Raw genomic sequence first — 17,722 nt, 5'->3', positions numbered from 1 at the left:
TCAGCCTCTCTCCCTCAGGCGGTGGATGCGCTCCCGAAGCCACCGTGCGTCCTGCCGCATCTCGGCGGGCGAGAGGGTGGCCCGCAGCGAGAGCCCGCTGCGGCGGGAGACGAGGCGGTAGCTGAGGAGGAAGACGACGGTGTAACCGAGGGTGCTCATCAGCGCAGCCGCAAGGATCCCGTGGACCGGGACGGTGAGGACCAGCCCGGTGAGGAGGACGAGGGCACCGCCCAGGTGCGCAAGACTCGCCCGGCCGGGTGTTCCGAGGCCCTGGAGCGCGGCCATGAGGGCGTTGCTCGCCGAGAACAGGACCATGCCGGGGAGCATGAGCCACAGGGGCGGGACCGCGGCGGCGAACTCGGCCCCGTACACGAAGGGGATCAGCCAGGGTGCGACGACGGCAAGCCCCAGGACGGCGACACCACCACCGAGGAAGTTGACCCGTAGGCCTCGCTCGAGCACGCGGCGCCCCGCGGGGCCGTCCGCAGAGGCGGTCACCGGGAAGATGACCATCGCGACGCTGCCGAAGAGGGCGACCACCATCGAGGAGACGTTGACCGCGATCGAGTAGTAGCCGATCTGGGTCGCCGTGACGAAGGCCGGCAGGGCCACCGAGTCCAGGCGAAGGGCACCCAGCGTGACTCCCTGCATGCGCAGCCCGTACCCGACCGCCCGGCCGGCGAGCCGGCGATCCGGCCAGGAGATCCCCTCGCTGACGAGTCCGACCAGGGCCACCGTGAGTGCCACCGCGTAGCTGACCACCTGGGCGGTCAGCACCGTGACCGGGCTGAAGCGATCCGCGCCCAGCAGCGCGATGAGGATGAGCACGTACATGGCCGGCTGCGCGATCCGCACGGCCCCGAGGAAGACGAAGCGGTGGCGGGCCATGAGCATCGCCCACATCGCCTCCGTGGTCAGGACGACCGGCACGGCGCACAGGAAGACCCGGGCGATCATCCGGGTCTCCTCGCTCTGCGCCGAGAAGCCGATGGGCACGAGGATCTGGGCGATCCCGATGCCCACGGCCCCGAGCACGGGTGCGATGACCAAGGTGGTGCCGAGGGCTCGCCGTCGGTCGGCGCCCCGTGACTGGAGGAAGATCATCCCGTCGGCGAAGCTGAGGTTCGACGCCCAGGTCAGGGTCAGCGTCCAGGTGCTCACCGCCGCCACCACACCGCGACCGTCCGCCCCGAGGAAGCGGGCGGTCAGGACACCGGAGACCAGCCCCAGCAGGATGGTCGCGCCGCTCGTGGCCAGGGTGACGCCGAAGGCCCGGCCGGTCGAGGACCGGCCGCCCACCCGGATGTGCTCACCCGCGGTCGGTGGGTCGGTGGTCATGGTGAAGTGGGGTCGTGGCCCGGACCGTCGGTGCGCGGGGTGTGGTGCCGTGATGAGCGGGTGCGCAGCACCACCAGGACACCCCCGACGAGGAAGAGGGCGGTGAGCGCGGCGACGAGGCTCGCCCGGATGCGCGCGTCGGTCGAGGACAACGGTTCGGCGTCCACACGCAGGGACTCGGCACGGTCCGTGTTTCCCTTGGCTGCCACCTGGACGCTGCGCAGCGCAGAGCTGGCATCCGCGACGAGCTCGCCGGCCCGGGTGACCGACGCCGTGGCAGCGGTCTCGGGGACCCCCTCGAGAATCGCCTTCCGGGACTGCTCCTCCAAGGACTCCTGGGCCAGCTTGGCCCCGGCGAGTTCGGAGTCGAGCTGCTGCTCCATGCCTTCGGCCATGGAGTCCAGGGCGCGGCGCACCTGGCGACGCAATCCGTCCTCTGCCTCCTTCCGGGAGTCCGCGACGTAGGTCACGCGGATGAGGGTGCTGTCGCTGACCCGGCTGGAGTCGACGAACGCCCCCGCAGAGTCCGGGTCTGCCGGGGCGTCGCCGGAGGAGCGGCCACCGTCGTAGGCGGTGGCGAAGTCCGCGGCGTGCGTGACCACCTCGTAGTTCGAGTAGGTGCCGATGAGCGGTGCGATGTCGACCTCGGCGGTCGCTCGCACCGAGGCGGGGGACCACCCTGCCGTGCCGAACCACGTCGCCGCCGCGCTCACGAGCGCAGCGACGAGCAGGAGGGCGACGGAGAGGCCGGGCAAGGCTCTGGTCCGCAGGTGAGTCATGCGGCTCCCTTCGCGCGGGTGGGGGATGCGCGACCGCGGCGCGCGCCGAGGATCCGCCGGAGGTACCGACGGGCGAAACGTGCGCTGCCCACCAGGCCGCGGGGGGCGGTCAGGACCCGCGCCGCCGTTGCCGCCGCTGCCCCGGGCCGGCCGTCGGCCAGCAGACTGCGGATGCGCAGGATGTGGGTGCGGGTCAGCTCGTCCCTGACCACTTGCATGTGGGTCCCGCTCCCGCCCCGTGCGAGTTCGGCTTCGAGCACCGTTGCGGCACCGTCCAGCTGGGAGGTGAGCTCGCGGCTACCGTCCGCCTGCTCGTGGATGCGGTAGGCCACCACCGGTCGGGCGACATGGTGGGCGGCCGCGCCGGTGCGGGCCAGGGCGACCGCGAGGTACCGGTCGTAGGCGGTTCCGGCAGCATCGGGGCGCTCCGTCCAGTCGATGGCGGCACGACGGATCACGGCAGCCACCATGAAGATGTCGCCGCGTGCGGCCACCTCGTGGAAGGGGTGCAGACGGCCCGCGGGGACGTCCCGCCGGCTGACGATGGCGCTCATCGGGTGCTCGGGCGGCAACGGTCGGCCGGCGGCGTCGACGAGGTCCACGTCGGCGAAGGCGACGAGGACGGTGGGATCCTCGAGCAGCGGTGGGACGAGCAGGGCGAGGGCGTCGGCGGCGAGGACGTCGTCGTCGTCGACCTCCATGACCAGCTCCGTGCGAGCTGACGAGAAGCCGGACCACACGTTGCCGAGGATCCCCAGATTGGTCTCTCGGGGCGTCCAGAGAAATCGTTGATCATCGAGGTCGTCCACGAGACGCCCCACCGCCGGGTCGGCGGCGTTGTCGCAGACCAGCACGGTGAAGTCCTCGAAGGTCTGTCCCCGAATCGCCTCGAGGCACTCGCGCAGCAGCTCCGGGCGACGGTAGGTGGGAACGACGAGGGTGACCACCGGACCAGCAGCGTTCATCGCTCGACCGACGAGTCCGACGGTGTCGCGACCGGGGAGTGATGCCACGGTGAGCTCGGGTCGCGGCGACCCGAGTAGAGGTGGCGCTGGGTCCGACCGGCGGCGAGGTCCGAGCACAGCTGGGTGTAGCCCTCAGCCACTGCGCCCCAGACGTAGCGCTTCCGGCACCGCGCCACCAGCCGTGCTCGGCGCGGGCCGTCCGAGTCCGGGTCGACGTCGACCGCCGCGATCGCCTCGGCCAGGTCGTGCACGGTCCGACCGAAGACGCCGTCCTCGCCGAGGACGTCGCGGTTGAAGGTGTTGTCGTGCGCGATCGTCGTGGCCCCCGCGCCCATGGCCCGCAGCAGGGAGGGGTTGGTCCCCCCCACGGAGTGGCCGTGCAGGTAGCTCGCTGCCCCGACGTACAGCTGGTCCAGCAGGTCCTGGTCCCACACGCTCCCGAGCAGCCGCACTCCGGGGGTCCGACCCGCGGTGGCCCTCACCGCCTCGCGGTAGTCCGTCACGTAGGGCGAGTCCCCGACGACCACGAGCGGGAGGCGTGCGCCGCTCGCGGCGTAGGCCTCGATCATCTCGAGGACGTGGTTCTCCGGCTCCACACGGGCGACGAGGAGGTGATACCGACGGGGTTCGAGCCCGAGCTCACCGACGCGGCTCGGGAAGAGGTCCGCGGTCACCGTCGTGCCGTACTCGAGGAGGCGGCTCTGGGCGCCGAACTCCGTGAGGTAGTACTCCTGGATGCCGGGGGAGTCGGCGATGAGGGCATCGGCGTCCCGGACCGCTCGCGCCTCTGACCAGAGGTAGAAGGCCTTGCCCGCACGACCCCACTTCGACCGCCTCCACTCGAGGCCGTCCACGTGGACCGCAACCGGGAGGTGGCTCAGGTGCAGCAGCGGAAGGGCGAAGGTGTTGGCGGCGTTGAAGACGAGCGCCACGTCGTACTGCCCGCGGGAGAGGGCCACGTGCAGGGCGGCCACGGCGGTGTGGGTGAGCGTCTCGAGCGAGCGTTGGTGCAGGCAGGGCAGGTGCACCAGTCGCATGCCGGCATACGTGGCCGGGTCCCCGTCAGGGCCGTTGTTGCCTCGCCTGCAGTAGACCGTCACGACGTGCCCTCCGGCGGCCAACCGACTGCCGATCTCCTCGACCGCCGTCTCGAAGCCGCCGTAGTGTGCCGGCACGCCTCGCGTGCCGATCATGGCGATGCGCATTCCCCTCTCCCCCCTGGGCCGGTCTTCCGCTGGGTGGCCCCGGCGGAGTGCATCCGGTTGCCGCGACTTCCCCTCGCGCGACCGGCGCTGGTCACCAACCCCTAGCATGTCAACACGATAGCCCCCCACACGTGAGGATCGTTCTCTAATCAGGAGATCGTTGTGAAGGAGTGCGGATGAGCCCGGCCCGCGAGATCCGATCGAGCACGTCCGGCTCCGAGCGTGCCGCGGCGGCGCTCGCGTGGTGCGTTCCGGGTGGAGCGCACACCTACGCCAAGGGCCAGGACCAGTACCCAGAGGATCGCGCGCCGATCATCGCCCGCGGCCTCGGCAGCCACGTGTGGGACGTCGACGGTCACGAGTACGTCGAGTACGGGTCGGGACTGCGGTCGGTGGTCCTGGGCCACGCGCACCCCTTGGTGAACGAGAGGGTCGCCGCGGAGCTGGCGAAGGGGGTCAACTTCGCCCGTCCCTCGATTGCCGAGCTCGCGGCGGCGGAGGACTTCCTGACGGCCGTCCCCACGATGGAGATGGTCAAGTTCGCCAAGAACGGGAGCGACGCGACGACCGCGGCGGTGCGCCTGGCGCGGGCCGTCACCGGCCGGGACGTCGTCGCGATCTGCGGGGACCATCCCTTCTTCTCCACCGACGACTGGTTCATCGCCACCACCGGGATGCCCGCGGGGATCCCCCGCGTGAGCGCCGAGCTGACGACGAGCTTCCCCTACGGTGACCTCGACGGGTTGCGGGAGGCCCTGCGCTCCCGAGCGGGGCAGGTCGCCGCCGTCGTCCTGGAGGTGGAGACGATGACGCCTGCGCCCGATGGCTACCTCGACGCGGTCGTCGACCTCGCCCACGACGAGGGTGCCCTGGTGATCGTCGACGAGATGATCACCGGGTTCCGCTGGGACCTCGCCGGGGCTCACGCGCTGCGGGGGATGCGGCCGGACCTCGTGACCTTCGGCAAGGCGATGGCCAACGGCTTCTCGGTCTCGGCGCTGGCGGGCCGGCGCGACATCATGGAGCGAGGCGGGCCGGAGACCGACGAGGAACGGGTCTTCCTGCTCTCCACCACCCACGGCGGCGAGACGCACTCGCTCGCCGCCTTCCGAGCGTGCGTCGAGGTGCAGCGCCAAGAGGGGACCAGTGCCCGGCTGCTGGAGATCGGGGGGCGACTACGGCGTGCGGTGGAGGAGGTGGTGGCCGACGCCGGGCTCTCCGACCGGGTGGTTCTGCGGGGCCGGGACTGCAACCTCGTCTTCGCCACCCTGGACGAGACCGGCGCCCCGTCGCAGGAGTACCGGACCCTCTTCATGCGTGGGCTCCTGCGTCGTGGGGTGATCGCGCCCTCGTTCGTCGTCTCGAGCGCGCTCGACGCCGCGGACATCGAGGTCACCGCCCAGGCTGTCCGGGAGACCTGCATCGACTACGCGGCCGCCCTCGACCGCGGGGACCCGAGCCCGTGGATGGGTGGCCGGTCGATCCGACCGGTCTTCAGCCACCGACGCTGACGAGGTGCACCTCCGGTAGGGCCACGGACAGGTCGGCACGCGTGAGACCTGCAGCGCGCAGCTGCTCGGTGACCTCCGGCGCGATGTCCCACGTGAGCAGGAGCACTTCATCGGGGTCGTGGGCGAGCAGGTCCTGGGGAGCGACGACCTCGATCGACGTCCCGGCGATGCGACGGCCCTGCTTGTCGGGGGAGGCGTCGGCGACGACGGGCAGCAGCGACGCATCGACCCCGGTGACCCCGAGGAAGGTCACCGCCTTCGATCCGGCCCCGTAACCGAGGACGGACCGCCCCGCCGCGCGGGCCGCGGCGAGGTGATCGAGCACGGTGCGACGCACGCCGGTCACGGCTGCTCCCCAGCGACGGTAGCCCTCCTCGCGATCCAGTCCCGCGGCGTGCTCCTGCGCGAGCACGGCGTCGACCGAGGGGGCGCGGACCGTGCCCTCGTCGCCACGACGCGCGAGGACCACGAGGCACCCGCCGTAGACGGGTTCCGGCCACGCGTCGACGACGACGAGACCGTGTCTGGCGCAGGCGTGCTGCCACGCGGTGAGCGAGAGGTAGACGGGGTGACCGTGTCGGATCGTGTCGACCTGGTGGCCCGTGACCTGGGCGAGGGCGTGGTGGAACTCGATCGCGAGCACGCCGTCGTCCGCCAGTGCCTCGACGCGCTCGGCCAGCGCCGCGTCGAGGTCCTCGGCGTGGATCAGCCCGTGGTTGTCGACGACGAGGTCCGCGACGGCCTCGGTCGCGGTGAAACCGACCCGCTCGAGCTCGTCGGCCCAGTGACCGCCGTGGGCGCTGCCGAACTCGCGCAGGGTGGCGCCGCCCTTCGTCTCCGGGGAGTCGCGCAGGGCCGCCGCCATGTGCACGGCGTGCGCGCCGGCCGTGCGGCTGGTCGTCGCCAGGGGGGTCTCCGGGCCGGGAGAGGTGTGCGACAGCTGGACGAGGGTGCACTGGGGGCACCAGCGCAGGCCCAGGGGCCACCGACCGTCGCCGGCCGGGTCGCTGCCCGAGGGCGGGAAGTCGTCGCAGGCCGGCAGGTCGCCGAGGTCGAGGATGGTCACGAGGCGGGCGCAGCGGCATGATCGGCAGCGGGTGACCTCCCGGACCGCGTCGCCGCGGGGGGCGCTCACCGCGGGACCGATCGCACGAAGGGAGACGGCACATGAAGATCCGCCACACCACGCTCGAGGGGGTTCTCGTCCTCGAGCCCACCGTCCACCGGGACGACCGAGGGTTCTTCACCCGGACCTTCGACCATGACGTCGCCGCAGGGGCCGGCATCGACGGGGCGGACTTCGTCCAGGACAGCCAGTCGCGCAGCCACCGAGGCGTGGTGCGGGGGATGCACCTGCGCACCGGTGACGGTGAGGCCAAGCTCGTGCGCTGCGCGCGCGGCCGCATCCTCGACGTCCTCGTCGACGCCAGGGTGGGGTCGCCGACCCACGGGTCGGTGCTGACCGTTGAGCTCGACGACATCGCGCACGCCGTGCTGTACGTGCCGCGCGGGGTGGCGCACGGCTGGCAGGCGCTGACCGACGAAGCCGATGTCTGCTACCGGATCGACGCCAGGCACGACCCCACCGAGGACGTCACCATTCGCCATGATGACCCCGACCTGGCCATCCCGTGGCCGCTGCCGGTCACGCTCCTCTCGCCACGGGACCGCGAGGCACCCGGCTGGGCGGAGGTGACCGCCCGGTTGCGGAGCGCGCGGTGAGCGTGTGGTCATCCCGTCCACCGCAGGTCCCGGCCATCGAGGCGGCCGGCGTCGACCAGCTCCTGCAGCACGGCGAGACGGATGTGGTCGACCTCGAAGCCGTGCGTGGTCAGGCCGTGGGTGGTGTAGGCCTCGGCGAGCTCCGCGGCGCCCCGGGGGATGTCCCACGCCGGAACGTAGGCCGGCACGAGGTCGGCCATCTTGTCCAGCGAGACACGGTAGGAGCGGGGGTCGGCACCGTGCTCGCCGGTGATCGTGATGCCGGCCCCCGGCACGGCGTCCGCTGCGACCTCCGCGATGTCCGCGACGGTCAGGTTGTTCGCGGGGTGGCCGACGTTGAAGGCCTGTGCGTGCACCGCCTCCCGTTCGCTCTCCAGGGTGGCCAGGAAGGCCGCGGCGATGTCGCGGGCGTGCACGAGGGGGCGCCAGGGTGTGCCGTCCGAGAGGACGGTCACCGTGCCGGTGAGCACTGCGTGACCGATGAGGTTGTTCAGCACGATGTCGCAGCGCAACCGTGGCGAGAATCCGAAGGCGGTCGCGTTGCGCAGCATCGTCGGACTGAAGTCCTCGTCGGCGAGGGCGGTGAGGTCGGCCTCGACGCCGACCTTGGACCGGGCGTAGGCGGTCACCGGCGCGAGCGGTGCTTCCTCGTCGAGCATCCCTGTGGTGTCGCTCGCCCCGTACACCGAGCAGGTGGAGGCGTAGAGGAACCGGGGGACGCCGGCGTCCTTGGCCAGTCGTGCCAGGCGCGTGCTGGCCCGATGGTTGATCTCGTGCGTGATCTCCGGAGCGAGGGCGCCGAGCGGGTCGTTGGACAGGGCGGCCAGGTGCACCACCGCATCGTGCCCCTCGACGTGCTCCCGGCTGACTTCGCGCAGGTCGCACCGGATCGAGGACGGTGAGTCGGGCTCCGGACCGATGACCCGGTCGACGAAGTAGTCGGTGTCCAGGCCTGTGACCTCGTGCCCGGCGGAGGTGAGTACCGCGCTCATCACCGTGCCGAGGTAGCCGTGGTGGCCGGTGAGCAGAACCTTCATGGAGTCTCCCGTGTGGTGGTCAGGTGGATGACGCCCTTCGTCATCCGGAAGGCCTCGGCGTAGTCGGAGCGGCACTCCATGCCGCGCAGCCGGGCGAGGCCGAGGAAGGTCTCCCGGAGCCACCAGTCGTGGCTCCTCTGGGAGGGGTAGTGGGCGTCGAGGAGAGCCCACTTCGTCTCGAGGTCCTCCGTGGTGAGCGGGAGGTAGAGGTTCGGTGCGAGCCGGCCCAGATCGCCGTCCCACTTCGGGATCTCGTAGTGGAGGACGAGATGGTCGCGCAGCGCCGTCGGGGCGAGCGCCCCGACGAGCGCGTGGTCCTGGTGGGCGTCCTCGGCGTGCGGCGCCAGCACCAGGTCCCATGGCTGCCCGGCGACCTCCGCGAGGGCGTCCTTGACCTCGTCGAAGTGGGCCGGCAGCCGACCGTCGCGCAGACCGCACAGAGTCACTGCGGGCACGACCGGGTCGAGCAGTGCGGACAGGGCCGCCGTCGTCTCCGCGCCACGCTCGGGCGTGGACGTGAGCACGAGCGCGCCGACGGAGGTGCCGGGCCGCTCTCGGACGAGCCGTCGCAGCAGCCCCCCGGCGCCGATCTCGATGTCGTCGCAGTGGGCGCCGACCGCGAGCACCCGCAGGGGCCCGTCCGGCAGGTGCAGGCCCATCATCAGCGGGGCTCGGCTGCTGCGCTCACGTCCGCGGTCGAGCGGACCCTCCCGTCGTCCCCCGTGTGCAGCCAGACCGCCCAGGGGGGCGGGACGGGGCCCCGGGCCAGCTCGTCGAGGGCGACCCTCTCCTTGACGGTGTCGGCCGGGACCCAGAAGCCGTCGTAGGGCTGGGCGAGGACCTGACCGCGCGAGGCGAGCCGCGTGAGCGTGTCGCCGACGAGGTCGCAGTCCGGCTCGAGCTCGTCGAGGAGGTCACGCCGCAGCACGAAGTAGCCACCGTTCTCTCGCAGGTCCAGGCTCGCGACCGAGTCGATCTCGGTCACCCGGTCGCGCTCGTCCGTCGCGACGATGTGGAAGGAGGACTGCGGGGGAACCGCCAGGAGCGAGGCGAGGGCGTCGGTCTGGCGGAAGCGCTCGATGAGCGTGTTCAGGGGCGCGTCCGTGAGGACGTCGGCGTAGTTGGCCATGAACATCTCGTCGTCGCCGAGGTAGGAACGCACCCGGCGCAGTCGCTCGCCGATCGGCGTCGAGACACCGGTGTGCGCGAACGTGATCCGCCAGTCGTCGATCTCCTTCGAGACGGTGCTCACCTGACCGTCGGACAGCACGAAGTCGTTGGTGTCGGTCTCCTCGTAGTGCAGGAAGTAATCGGAGATCTCCTTGGCGCCGTGCCCGAGGCAGAGGATGAACTCGGTGTGGCCGAAGTGGGCGTAGTAGCGCATGACGTGCCAGATGAGCGGACGGTCCCCGACCATGACCATCGGCTTGGGCAGGTCGCGCTGCCCGTCACGCATACGCATCCCCAGGCCACCGCAGAACAGGACGACCTTCATGATCATGCTCCCTTCGTCGGCTCGACGACGTCGAGCTCCGGTATCGCGAACACCAGCCGCCCGCCCCACTCGCTGACGTGACGCAGCTGTGCGCTGATCTCCGTGCGCAGGTTCCACGGCAGGACGAGGACGTAGTCGGGGCGGGCGTCGTCCAGCGCGTCCACCGGGCGCACCGGGATCCGGCTGCCCGGCAGGAAGCTGCCGTGCTTGTGCGGGTTGCGGTCGACGGTGAAGGGGAGCAGGTCGCCACGGATGCCGCAGTGGTTCAGCAGGGTGTTGCCCTTGCCGGGCGCGCCGTAGCCGACGACGCTCTTGCCCTCCCGCCGGGCGGTGAGGAGGAAGGTGAGCAGCTCGTCCTTGACCCTGGCCACGGTCTCGGCGAAACCCCGGTGCCCCTCGAGGGTGTGCAGTCCGCGCTCTGCCTCGAGCGCCAGCACCCGGGCGACCTCCGGGCCGGGTGCTCGGCCGGTCGTCTCGACCTGCCGGCCGTGCTGCACGTGCACCCTCAGCGAACCGCCGTGCGTGGGCAGCTCCTCGACGTCGACGACGACCAGGCCGCCGAGTGCGAGGGCGCGCTGCAGGGTGAGCAGCGTGTAGTACTGGAAGTGCTCGTGGTAGATCGTGTCGTACTGCCCGAACTCGACGAGTCGGGCGAGGTGTTGGACCTCGATGGTCAGGGTGCCGTCCTCGGCCAGCAGGGCGGCGAGGCCGAGGGTGAAGTCCCGCAGGTCGGGGACGTGCGCGTAGACGTTGTTCGCCACGACGAGGTCGGCCCGGCCACGGCGGGCGACGATGTCGCGTGCCGTCGCCTCGCCGAGGAAGCAGACCTCCGTGGGGATGCCGCGCTCCGTGGCCGCGGCCGCGGTGTTCGCCGTCGGCTCGACGCCGAGGACCGGGATCCTCGACTCCTGGAAGTGCCGGAGGAGGTAGCCGTCGTTGGAGGCGACCTCGACGACGAAGGAGTCCGGGCCGAGGTCGAGGAGCTCGGTCATCGCCACGGCATGACGCCGGGCGTGCTCCACCCAGGAGTCGGAGAAGGAGGAGAAGTACGGATAGCTGTCGGTGAAGATCTCCGCAGGCGGCAGGCACTCCGGCAGCTGCACGAGCAGGCAGCTGCCACAGACACGCACGTGCAGTGGGTAGTGCGTCTCCGGAGCCTCGGCGCCACAGGGAGGGAGGAAGGCCTCGCACGGCGGTGCCGCGCCCAGGTCGACGAAGGTCGTGGCCGTGTCCGTCCCGCAGACACGGCAGGTGATGGATGGATTCCCCGCCATGGTTCTCCCCTTCGGACACCGTGTGCCCATGAGCAGAGTGTGCCACCACCCGGGGCCCCGGGACAGGGTTCCGGCGCCGTCGAGTTCCCGGGCAGCACCGGGATAGCGTGCGGACATGCCTTCACTCATCGAGGAGATCGACGGCCGCGGCACCGTGAGCGACGAGGTGCTCACCGGGGGTCTCGCGGACGGCGAGCGGCTCGCGGGGGTCGAGCTCGTCGGATGCACCCTCAGGGACGCCAGCTGGGCGGGCGCGATCCTCGCGGGGGTCCGCCTCGAGGGGTGCGTCGTCGAGCGGGTCGACCTCTCCAGGGTGCGCCTGCCCGATTCCGTCCTCGACGGGTGCACCTTCACCGGGTGCAAGGCGATGGCCACCTCGTGGTCGATGCTGCGCGAGCCGATGCTCTCGCCCGACCCCACCACCTGGGTCGACTGCCAGCTGTCGATGGGCAGCTTCAGCGGCCTCGACCTCACGGGTGGGCGCTTCGAGCGGTGCGTGCTCACCGATGCGGACTTCGACGGGGCGAGGCTCACGGACGTCGTCGTCGACGACTGCACCCTCGCCGGTGCCCGGTTCGTGCGCGCCGACCTCAGCGGGGCCGATCTGCGCGGCGCCCGCGACTACGTCATCGACGTGCGGGAGGCAACGGTCACGGGGCTCACCGTCGACCAGGTCGGTGCGCTCGGGCTGCTCGCTCCCTTCGGCGTCGTCGTCGAGTGAGGCCTCAGCCGTAGATCTCGGTCAGGGCCGAGTCGATGTCGGGGTGGGCGAAGGTGAACCCGGCCTCCTCGAGGACCGTCGACGTGCAGTGCCGTCCGGTGAGCGCCAGCGCCGGGTCGCTGCGCAGCCCCACGGCGCCGACCCTGAGCAGGGGCGCGGGAGTCGGCGGTGCGGCCGGGCGGTGCAGGTGCCGGCGCAGGGCCGCCATGAGATCAGCATTGCGAAGGGGGTGTGGCGCCGCCGCGACGAGCGGCCCGCTCGGGATCCTCACCTGCGGGTCGAAGCCGAGCGCGGCGATCGCGACCCGCTGCCAGTCCTCGTGGTGGATCCAGCTGAACCACTGCCGGCCCGACCCCACGCGGCCGCCGAGGCCGGCGCGGGTGAGGCGGGCCAGGATCTGCAGCGCCGGCGCATGCCGGTCGAGGACGATCGAGGTGCGCAGGTGCACGAGGTGGTCCGCGTTCGCCCCGGTCGTCGCCGCCTCCCAGGGACCCGCCACACCGGTCATCTGCGGCAGGCCCGGGTCGGGCAGGGGCGTGGACTCGGTGACGCGCCGCTCCCCGGCATCCGACCAGATCGCGGTGGTCGAGGCCTGCAACCAGCCGACGAGTGGGCGAGTGAGGTCTTGGCTGGCTGCGACGAGGGCGCGGGTGGAGTCGACGCGGGAACGGCGCAGCTCGGCGATGTTAGCCGCCGAGGGGCGGACGTCGACGAGCCTGCCGGCGAGGTTGATCAACGCCACCCCCGCCTCGTCGGCGGAGCGTAGGGCGTCGGCCCAGTCGCCGACGGTGCGCCCGTCCCAGATGACCTGGTCGAAGGGCAGGTGCGGGTCTCGTCGACGGGTGATGATGCGGACATCGTGACCGCGTGCGAAGAGGCGTGCACCGAGCAGTCTTCCCAACGAGCCGGATCCGCCGGCGATGACGACGCGGGGGAGGGTCGGGTCGGCCCGGGACCCGGCGAGGCGCGCAAGACGGACGGCCGCGTCGGTCAGTCCGCGGTCGAGCTCTGCGGCGACTCGCGCCACGACGACCGGGGTGGCAGCCCCCTTCGCCTCCACGGTCTGGGTGAGGACGGTGCCCTCACCCTCCCACCGGAGGGTCCACTCGACCCGCATCGACCCGGCGCGGGTCTGCTGGGTGACCTCCAGGCGCCGCTCGGCGTCGGACCCCGTGGTGCGAAGGGGAGGTGTGGAGCGCTCGTGCAGCCGGGCCGCGATCGGTTCCCACTCGGGCCAGCGGACCGGGTCGGACAGGACCCGCCACACCGCCGCGGGTGCCACGGGAAGGCGGGCGGAGGAGGTGCGGGTCCAGGACATCAGGTGCTCCGTGCTCCCACGAGGCGCAGGGCGAGCGTCCCGTAGGTGTCGGCGATCTGTGTCGGGGTGGTCCGACGCACCCCGGGGTGGTACCACCGGGCGACGTCGACGACGAGGGAGAGTGCGGCCAGGGCCGTGGCCCGGATGTCCTCGACCGAGAACTCACCCGTGGCCACCCCTTCGGTGATGATCTGCTCGACGACGGCGTCGATCTCGCGACGCAGCGTGAGGACCTCGCGCTGGTGCTCGGTGGAGAGGTGGCGGAACTCGTATTGCACGATCCGGGCGACCTGGTACTCCTCGGCGTGCCACCGGGCGAAGGCCGAGATCACCTCGGCGAGGGCGTCCGTCGGTGACTCGGCCTGCGCGGCGGCCTCGGCCAGCGCGTCCCGGGCGCCCTCGTGGCCGACGCGGCTGAGCTGGAAGAGCAGGTCCTCCTTGCTCGCGAAGTGGACGTAGACCCCGGCGGGGGAGAGCCCGGCCCGGGAGGCGATGTCGCGGGTGGTCGTCGCGTGGAAACCCTTGTCCGCGAAGGCGTCCGCCGCCGCCTCGAAGAGACGCACGACCGTCGGGTTGTCGTGCGCGGGCAGGGAAGGTGTCGATGCCGTCACGGTTGACAGCATGCCCCCTCCCGGCGAGACTAAGCAAGCGCTTAGTCAACATCGTGAGTCAGCATGTCGGCACGTCAGGTGCCAGGAAGGTGAGGCACATGCCCCGCAACATCTACGACGAGGACCACGAGTCCTTTCGCTCCTCCGTCCGGGAGTTCGTCGAGCGCACGCTCGTCCCGCGTGCCGAGTCGATGATCGCCGAGCACTCCATTCCGCGTGAGGTGTGGCTCGAGGCCGGCAAGCAGGGCTTCTTCGGGCTGACGATCCCGGAGGAGTTCGGCGGTGCGGGCATCGACGACTACCGCTTCAACGCCGTGCTGGCGGAGGAGCTGTCGAAGTTCAACGCCGCGACCTCGTCCTGTTTCGGGATCCACTCGGACATCACGGCGCCGTACATCGTCGCGATGGGCACCGAGGAGCAGAAGCAGCGGTGGCTCCCGGGCGTGGTCACCGGCGAGAAGATCCTCGCGATCGGCATGACCGAGCCCTCCGGCGGGTCGGACCTCGCCAACCTCAAGACCACCGCGGTCAGGGCCGATGACGGCTCCGGCGACTGGATCATCAACGGGTCGAAGACCTTCATCACCAACGGCCACCAGTGCGACCTCGCCGTGGTCGCCGTGCGCACCGACCCGGCGAAGGGCGCCAAGGGCATCTCGCTCTTCGTGCTGGAGAAGGAGGACGCGGGCTTCACCAAGGGCAAGCCGCTGGACAAGGTCGGTCAGCCCGAGTCCGACACCTCCGAGCTGTTCTTCGACGACGTGCGCGTCTCCGAGGACCGCCTCCTCGGCCCCGAGGGCATGGGTTTCATCTCGATGATGCAGAAGCTGCCGCAGGAGCGGCTGGGCAATGCCATCGCGAACATCGCCGGGGCCAAGCAGATCCTGCAGGAGACGATCGACTACACGAAGGAGCGCAAGGCCTTCGGCCAGCCGATCGGCTCCTTCCAGCACAACAAGTTCAAGATGGCCGAGCTCGTGACCAAGGTCGAGGTCACCGAGGCCTACACCGATGCCTGCGTCGTGGCGCACGCCGCGGGCACGCTCACCGCCGTCGACGCCGCGAAGGCGAAGTGGTGGGCCGCGGAGGTGCAGTGCGATGTCCTCGATGAGTGCGTGCAGCTGCACGGTGGCTACGGCTTCATGAACGAGTACCGCGTCGCCCGCGCGTGGAAGGACGCCCGCGTCCACAAGATCTGGGCCGGCACGAACGAGATCATGAAGGAGCTCATCGGCCGGGACCTGGGTCTCTGACGGAGACGGATGCGAGGTTGAGAGCGACGAAGGAGCTCTCGGCCGAGCGGAGTCGACCGAAGAGACCCCATGGGCTGGGTCTCTGACGGAGACGGATGCGAGGTTGAGAGCGACGAAGGAGCTCTCGGCCGAGCGGAGTCGACCGAAGAGACCCCATGGGCTGGGTCTCTGACGGAGACGGATGCGAGGTTGAGAGCGATGAAGGAGCTCATCGGCCGAGCGCACCATGTACTGCGGCTGGCTGCCTCCGGGCGGCCAGCCGCAGCGCACTTGCGTGGACCTGAGAGACTGGGGAGAACCCCAAGCGAAGGGAGGCCCGGTGACCGTCCCAGCCCACGTCATCACCGTCTCCGACCGCGTTGCGAATGGCACCCGCGACGACCACTCCGGGCGCCTCGCCGTCGAGCGGCTGACGGCCGCCGGGTACGAGACCGGTGCGAGCGTCGTCCCGGACGGCGCCGCGGAGGTCGAGGAGGTGCTGCGCGCCACTCTGGCGACGGGGGCCCGTCTGGTCATCACCTCCGGCGGTACCGGGGTCAGCCCCCGCGACCGGACTCCCGAGGGCACGGCCGCGGTCCTTGATCGTCAGGTCCCCGGGCTGACCGAGATGGTGCGTGCCGAGGGCGCGCGACACACCCCCTTCGCCGCCATCTCCCGCGGACTCATCGGCGTCGTCGACGCCGGGCCCGAGGGCCCCGGCGCGCTCGTGATCAACCTCCCCGGCAGCCCGAAGGGCGTCGGCGAGGGCCTTGATGTCCTCCTCCCCCTCGTCGAGCACGTCCTCGACCAGATCTCCGGTGGTGACCACTGATGACACGCTCCGCCTGGATCGCCACCGAGGCGATCGATCTCCCCGCGATGCTCGCGAGCGTCAACGCGCCCGCCCACGGGGCCGTGGCCAGCTTCGTCGGCCAGGTCCGCGACCACGACCCGGAGGCGACCGGTGAGGTCGTCGCCCTGCGCTACAGCTGTCACCCGGATGCCCAGCAGTTCATCGAGCAGGTCCTCGCGCGCACGGTCGCGGCACACGACCCCGAGGGCACCACCGACGTCAGCGCCACCCACCGCATCGGTGACCTCGACGTCGGTGACCTCGCGCTGGTCGTCGTCGTCGGCAGCGCCCACCGGGACCTGGCCTTCACCCTCTGCCGAGCGGTCGTCGAGGCGATCAAGCACGAGCTGCCCGTCTGGAAGCAGCAGTTCGTCGCCGACGGCACCCACGCGTGGTCGGGGTTGAGCTGCTGATGGTCCGTCCGCTGCTCGACACCCACGGCCGGGTGCACCGTGACCTCAGGGTCTCCCTGACGGACAAGTGCAACCTGCGCTGCACCTACTGCATGCCCGCCGAGGGTCTGCCCTGGCTGCCCAAGGACGAGCTGCTCTCGACACCCGAGCTGCTCACTCTCGTCGAGGCCGCCGTCACCGCTGGCATCAGCGAGGTCCGACTGACCGGCGGGGAGCCCCTCGTGCGCCCCGACGTCGTCGAGATCGTCGGTGCCATCGCGGCGATGGAAGGACCGCAGGGCCGGCCGGAGGTGTCGATGACGACCAACGGACTCGGCCTGACCAAGACGGCCTCGGCCCTCGCCGACGCGGGGCTGGCCCGGGTCAACGTCAGCCTCGACACCCTCAGCCCGGAGCGTTTCCACGAGATCACCCGCCGCGACCGTTTCGACGAGGTCGTCGCGGGGATGGCGGCGGCCCACGACGCGGGTCTGCGCCCGGTCAAGGTCAACTCGGTGTTGCAGCGTGACATCAACGATGACGAGGCCGTCGACCTCGTGCGTTGGGCGGTGGAGCACGAGTACGAGCTGCGGTTCATCGAGCAGATGCCCCTCGACGGTGGCCACACCTGGCAACGCACCGAGATGATCACCGGGGCGGAGATCCTCGGCCAGCTGCGCACGGCCTTCGACCTCTCCGAGGTCCCGGGCCGCGGTGCGGCCCCCGCCGAGCGCTTCTTCATCGACGGCGGGCCCGCGACCGTCGGGGTCATCGGCTCGGTGACGATGCCCTTCTGCGGGTCCTGCGACCGACTGCGCCTGACCGCGGACGGCCAGCTGCGCAACTGCCTCTTCGCCCAGGGCGAGACGGACCTGCGAGCACCCCTGCGTGCGGGGGCGAGCGAGGCCGAGATCCACGACCTCGTCCACGAGTGCCTGTCCCTGAAGCTGCCCGGGCACGGCATCAACGAGCCGGGTTTCCTCCAGCCACCCCGACCGATGAGCGCGATCGGCGGCTGAGCCGCCCGTCAGCCCCCGGCGAAGGGGGGCAGCACGTCGATGGTGTCCCCGCTCGAGACCGGGGTCGACTCCTCGTCGACGTACCGGCCGGCGTGCAGTACGGAGCACCGCTGGAGGACCTCGGTCAGTCGCTCGCCGTGGGCACGTCGTGCCCGCGCGAGCACCTCCCCGACGGTGGTCCCGTCGAGCTGCTCCTCGTCCGTGCCGGCCGCCTCGGCCGCGCCGGCGAAGTATCGGATCGTCGCCATGA

General features: G+C 71.2%; 19 protein-coding genes. 7 read left to right on the top strand and 12 right to left on the bottom strand.

Translation table 11 applies throughout. From position 1 onward, the window contains the following. From ACR9E9_RS13755 to ACR9E9_RS13740, 4 genes are read right to left on the bottom strand one after another with little or no spacing between them, the layout of a single operon-like run. The gene (locus ACR9E9_RS13755) at nt 1–1,338 is read right to left on the bottom strand and encodes a lipopolysaccharide biosynthesis protein (RefSeq protein ID WP_435199386.1); all 1,338 of its coding nucleotides are present in this window, start codon (nt 1,336–1,338) and stop codon (nt 1–3) included. Then, complete coding sequence (locus tag ACR9E9_RS13750) at nt 1,335–2,117, bottom strand: hypothetical protein (protein WP_435199384.1); 783 nt, start codon at nt 2,115–2,117, stop codon at nt 1,335–1,337. The genes ACR9E9_RS13755 and ACR9E9_RS13750 overlap by 4 nt, the downstream gene beginning before the upstream one ends. Then, nucleotides 2,114–3,082: a glycosyltransferase family 2 protein gene (locus ACR9E9_RS13745; RefSeq protein WP_435199382.1), complete on the bottom strand. Its 969-nt coding sequence runs from the start codon at nt 3,080–3,082 to the stop codon at nt 2,114–2,116. Before ACR9E9_RS13745 ends, ACR9E9_RS13750 begins: the two co-directional genes overlap by 4 nt. Then, nucleotides 3,079–4,287, bottom strand: a complete 1,209-nt coding sequence (locus tag ACR9E9_RS13740) for a glycosyltransferase (protein ID WP_435199380.1) — start codon at nt 4,285–4,287, stop codon at nt 3,079–3,081. Before ACR9E9_RS13740 ends, ACR9E9_RS13745 begins: the two co-directional genes overlap by 4 nt. A gap of 176 nt (nt 4,288–4,463) precedes the next feature. On the opposite strand from ACR9E9_RS13740, the gene ACR9E9_RS13735 reads away from it, so the two are divergent. Then, nucleotides 4,464–5,798, top strand: coding sequence for a glutamate-1-semialdehyde 2,1-aminomutase (locus ACR9E9_RS13735; protein ID WP_435199378.1), 1,335 nt, complete (start codon nt 4,464–4,466; stop codon nt 5,796–5,798). On the opposite strand, the gene ACR9E9_RS13730 is transcribed toward ACR9E9_RS13735, so the two are convergent. Beyond that, nucleotides 5,782–6,933 (bottom strand): class I SAM-dependent methyltransferase, encoded by a 1,152-nt coding sequence (locus ACR9E9_RS13730; RefSeq protein ID WP_435199376.1) that lies wholly within the window; start codon nt 6,931–6,933, stop codon nt 5,782–5,784. The two genes, ACR9E9_RS13735 and ACR9E9_RS13730, sit on opposite strands and share 17 nt — an antisense overlap. A gap of 32 nt (nt 6,934–6,965) precedes the next feature. On the opposite strand from ACR9E9_RS13730, the gene rfbC reads away from it, so the two are divergent. Continuing rightward, the gene (rfbC, locus tag ACR9E9_RS13725; protein ID WP_435199374.1) at nt 6,966–7,520 is read left to right on the top strand and encodes a dTDP-4-dehydrorhamnose 3,5-epimerase; all 555 of its coding nucleotides are present in this window, start codon (nt 6,966–6,968) and stop codon (nt 7,518–7,520) included. An 8-nt stretch (nt 7,521–7,528) separates the two neighbouring features. Here rfbC and ACR9E9_RS13720 read toward each other — a convergent pair whose 3' ends face one another. From ACR9E9_RS13720 to ACR9E9_RS13705, 4 genes are read right to left on the bottom strand one after another with little or no spacing between them, the layout of a single operon-like run. Then, nucleotides 7,529–8,557, bottom strand: coding sequence for an NAD-dependent epimerase/dehydratase family protein (locus tag ACR9E9_RS13720; protein ID WP_435199373.1), 1,029 nt, complete (start codon nt 8,555–8,557; stop codon nt 7,529–7,531). Beyond that, nucleotides 8,554–9,219, bottom strand: coding sequence for a PIG-L deacetylase family protein (locus ACR9E9_RS13715; RefSeq protein ID WP_435199370.1), 666 nt, complete (start codon nt 9,217–9,219; stop codon nt 8,554–8,556). The genes ACR9E9_RS13720 and ACR9E9_RS13715 overlap by 4 nt, the downstream gene beginning before the upstream one ends. Continuing rightward, entirely contained in the window at nt 9,219–10,052 is an 834-nt protein-coding gene (locus ACR9E9_RS13710; RefSeq protein ID WP_435199369.1) for a sugar phosphate nucleotidyltransferase, read from the bottom strand. Before ACR9E9_RS13710 ends, ACR9E9_RS13715 begins: the two co-directional genes overlap by 1 nt. 2 nt (nt 10,053–10,054) lie before the next feature. Then, nucleotides 10,055–11,326 carry a class I SAM-dependent methyltransferase gene (locus ACR9E9_RS13705; RefSeq protein WP_435199367.1) on the bottom strand — a complete coding sequence of 424 codons (1,272 nt, stop codon included), beginning with the start codon at nt 11,324–11,326 and terminating at the stop codon, nt 10,055–10,057. A 115-nt stretch (nt 11,327–11,441) separates the two neighbouring features. On the opposite strand from ACR9E9_RS13705, the gene ACR9E9_RS13700 reads away from it, so the two are divergent. Further along, nucleotides 11,442–12,047, top strand: coding sequence for a pentapeptide repeat-containing protein (locus tag ACR9E9_RS13700; protein ID WP_435199365.1), 606 nt, complete (start codon nt 11,442–11,444; stop codon nt 12,045–12,047). A gap of 4 nt (nt 12,048–12,051) precedes the next feature. Here the strand turns inward: ACR9E9_RS13700 and ACR9E9_RS13695 are convergent, their stop codons facing one another. Beyond that, complete coding sequence (locus tag ACR9E9_RS13695; protein WP_435199363.1) at nt 12,052–13,365, bottom strand: DUF1731 domain-containing protein; 1,314 nt, start codon at nt 13,363–13,365, stop codon at nt 12,052–12,054. Beyond that, nucleotides 13,365–13,988, bottom strand: a complete 624-nt coding sequence (locus ACR9E9_RS13690) for a TetR/AcrR family transcriptional regulator (protein ID WP_435199361.1) — start codon at nt 13,986–13,988, stop codon at nt 13,365–13,367. Before ACR9E9_RS13690 ends, ACR9E9_RS13695 begins: the two co-directional genes overlap by 1 nt. A gap of 86 nt (nt 13,989–14,074) precedes the next feature. Here ACR9E9_RS13690 and ACR9E9_RS13685 point away from each other — a divergent pair, with 86 nt between their 5' ends. The 4 genes from ACR9E9_RS13685 to moaA all read left to right on the top strand — a co-directional run bounded on the left by ACR9E9_RS13685 (nt 14,075) and on the right by moaA (nt 17,472). After that, the gene (locus ACR9E9_RS13685) at nt 14,075–15,229 is read left to right on the top strand and encodes an acyl-CoA dehydrogenase family protein (protein WP_435199359.1); all 1,155 of its coding nucleotides are present in this window, start codon (nt 14,075–14,077) and stop codon (nt 15,227–15,229) included. A gap of 319 nt (nt 15,230–15,548) precedes the next feature. Then, a complete protein-coding gene (locus ACR9E9_RS13680; protein WP_435199357.1) occupies nt 15,549–16,040 on the top strand; it encodes a MogA/MoaB family molybdenum cofactor biosynthesis protein in 492 nt (163 codons plus the stop codon). Further along, nucleotides 16,040–16,474 carry a molybdenum cofactor biosynthesis protein MoaE gene (locus ACR9E9_RS13675; protein WP_435199355.1) on the top strand — a complete coding sequence of 145 codons (435 nt, stop codon included), beginning with the start codon at nt 16,040–16,042 and terminating at the stop codon, nt 16,472–16,474. The genes ACR9E9_RS13680 and ACR9E9_RS13675 overlap by 1 nt, the downstream gene beginning before the upstream one ends. Next, nucleotides 16,474–17,472, top strand: a complete 999-nt coding sequence (gene moaA, locus ACR9E9_RS13670) for a GTP 3',8-cyclase MoaA (protein ID WP_435199353.1) — start codon at nt 16,474–16,476, stop codon at nt 17,470–17,472. The genes ACR9E9_RS13675 and moaA overlap by 1 nt, the downstream gene beginning before the upstream one ends. Before the next feature lie 8 nt (nt 17,473–17,480). On the opposite strand, the gene ACR9E9_RS13665 is transcribed toward moaA, so the two are convergent. Then, complete coding sequence (locus ACR9E9_RS13665; protein ID WP_435199351.1) at nt 17,481–17,720, bottom strand: MoaD/ThiS family protein; 240 nt, start codon at nt 17,718–17,720, stop codon at nt 17,481–17,483. Between the last annotated feature and the right edge of the window lie 2 nt (nt 17,721–17,722).

This window comes from Janibacter sp. GS2, from assembly GCF_051200835.1.
Taxonomy (GTDB): domain Bacteria; phylum Actinomycetota; class Actinomycetes; order Actinomycetales; family Dermatophilaceae; genus Janibacter.
This window is presented reverse-complemented; position numbering and strand designations above follow the sequence as displayed.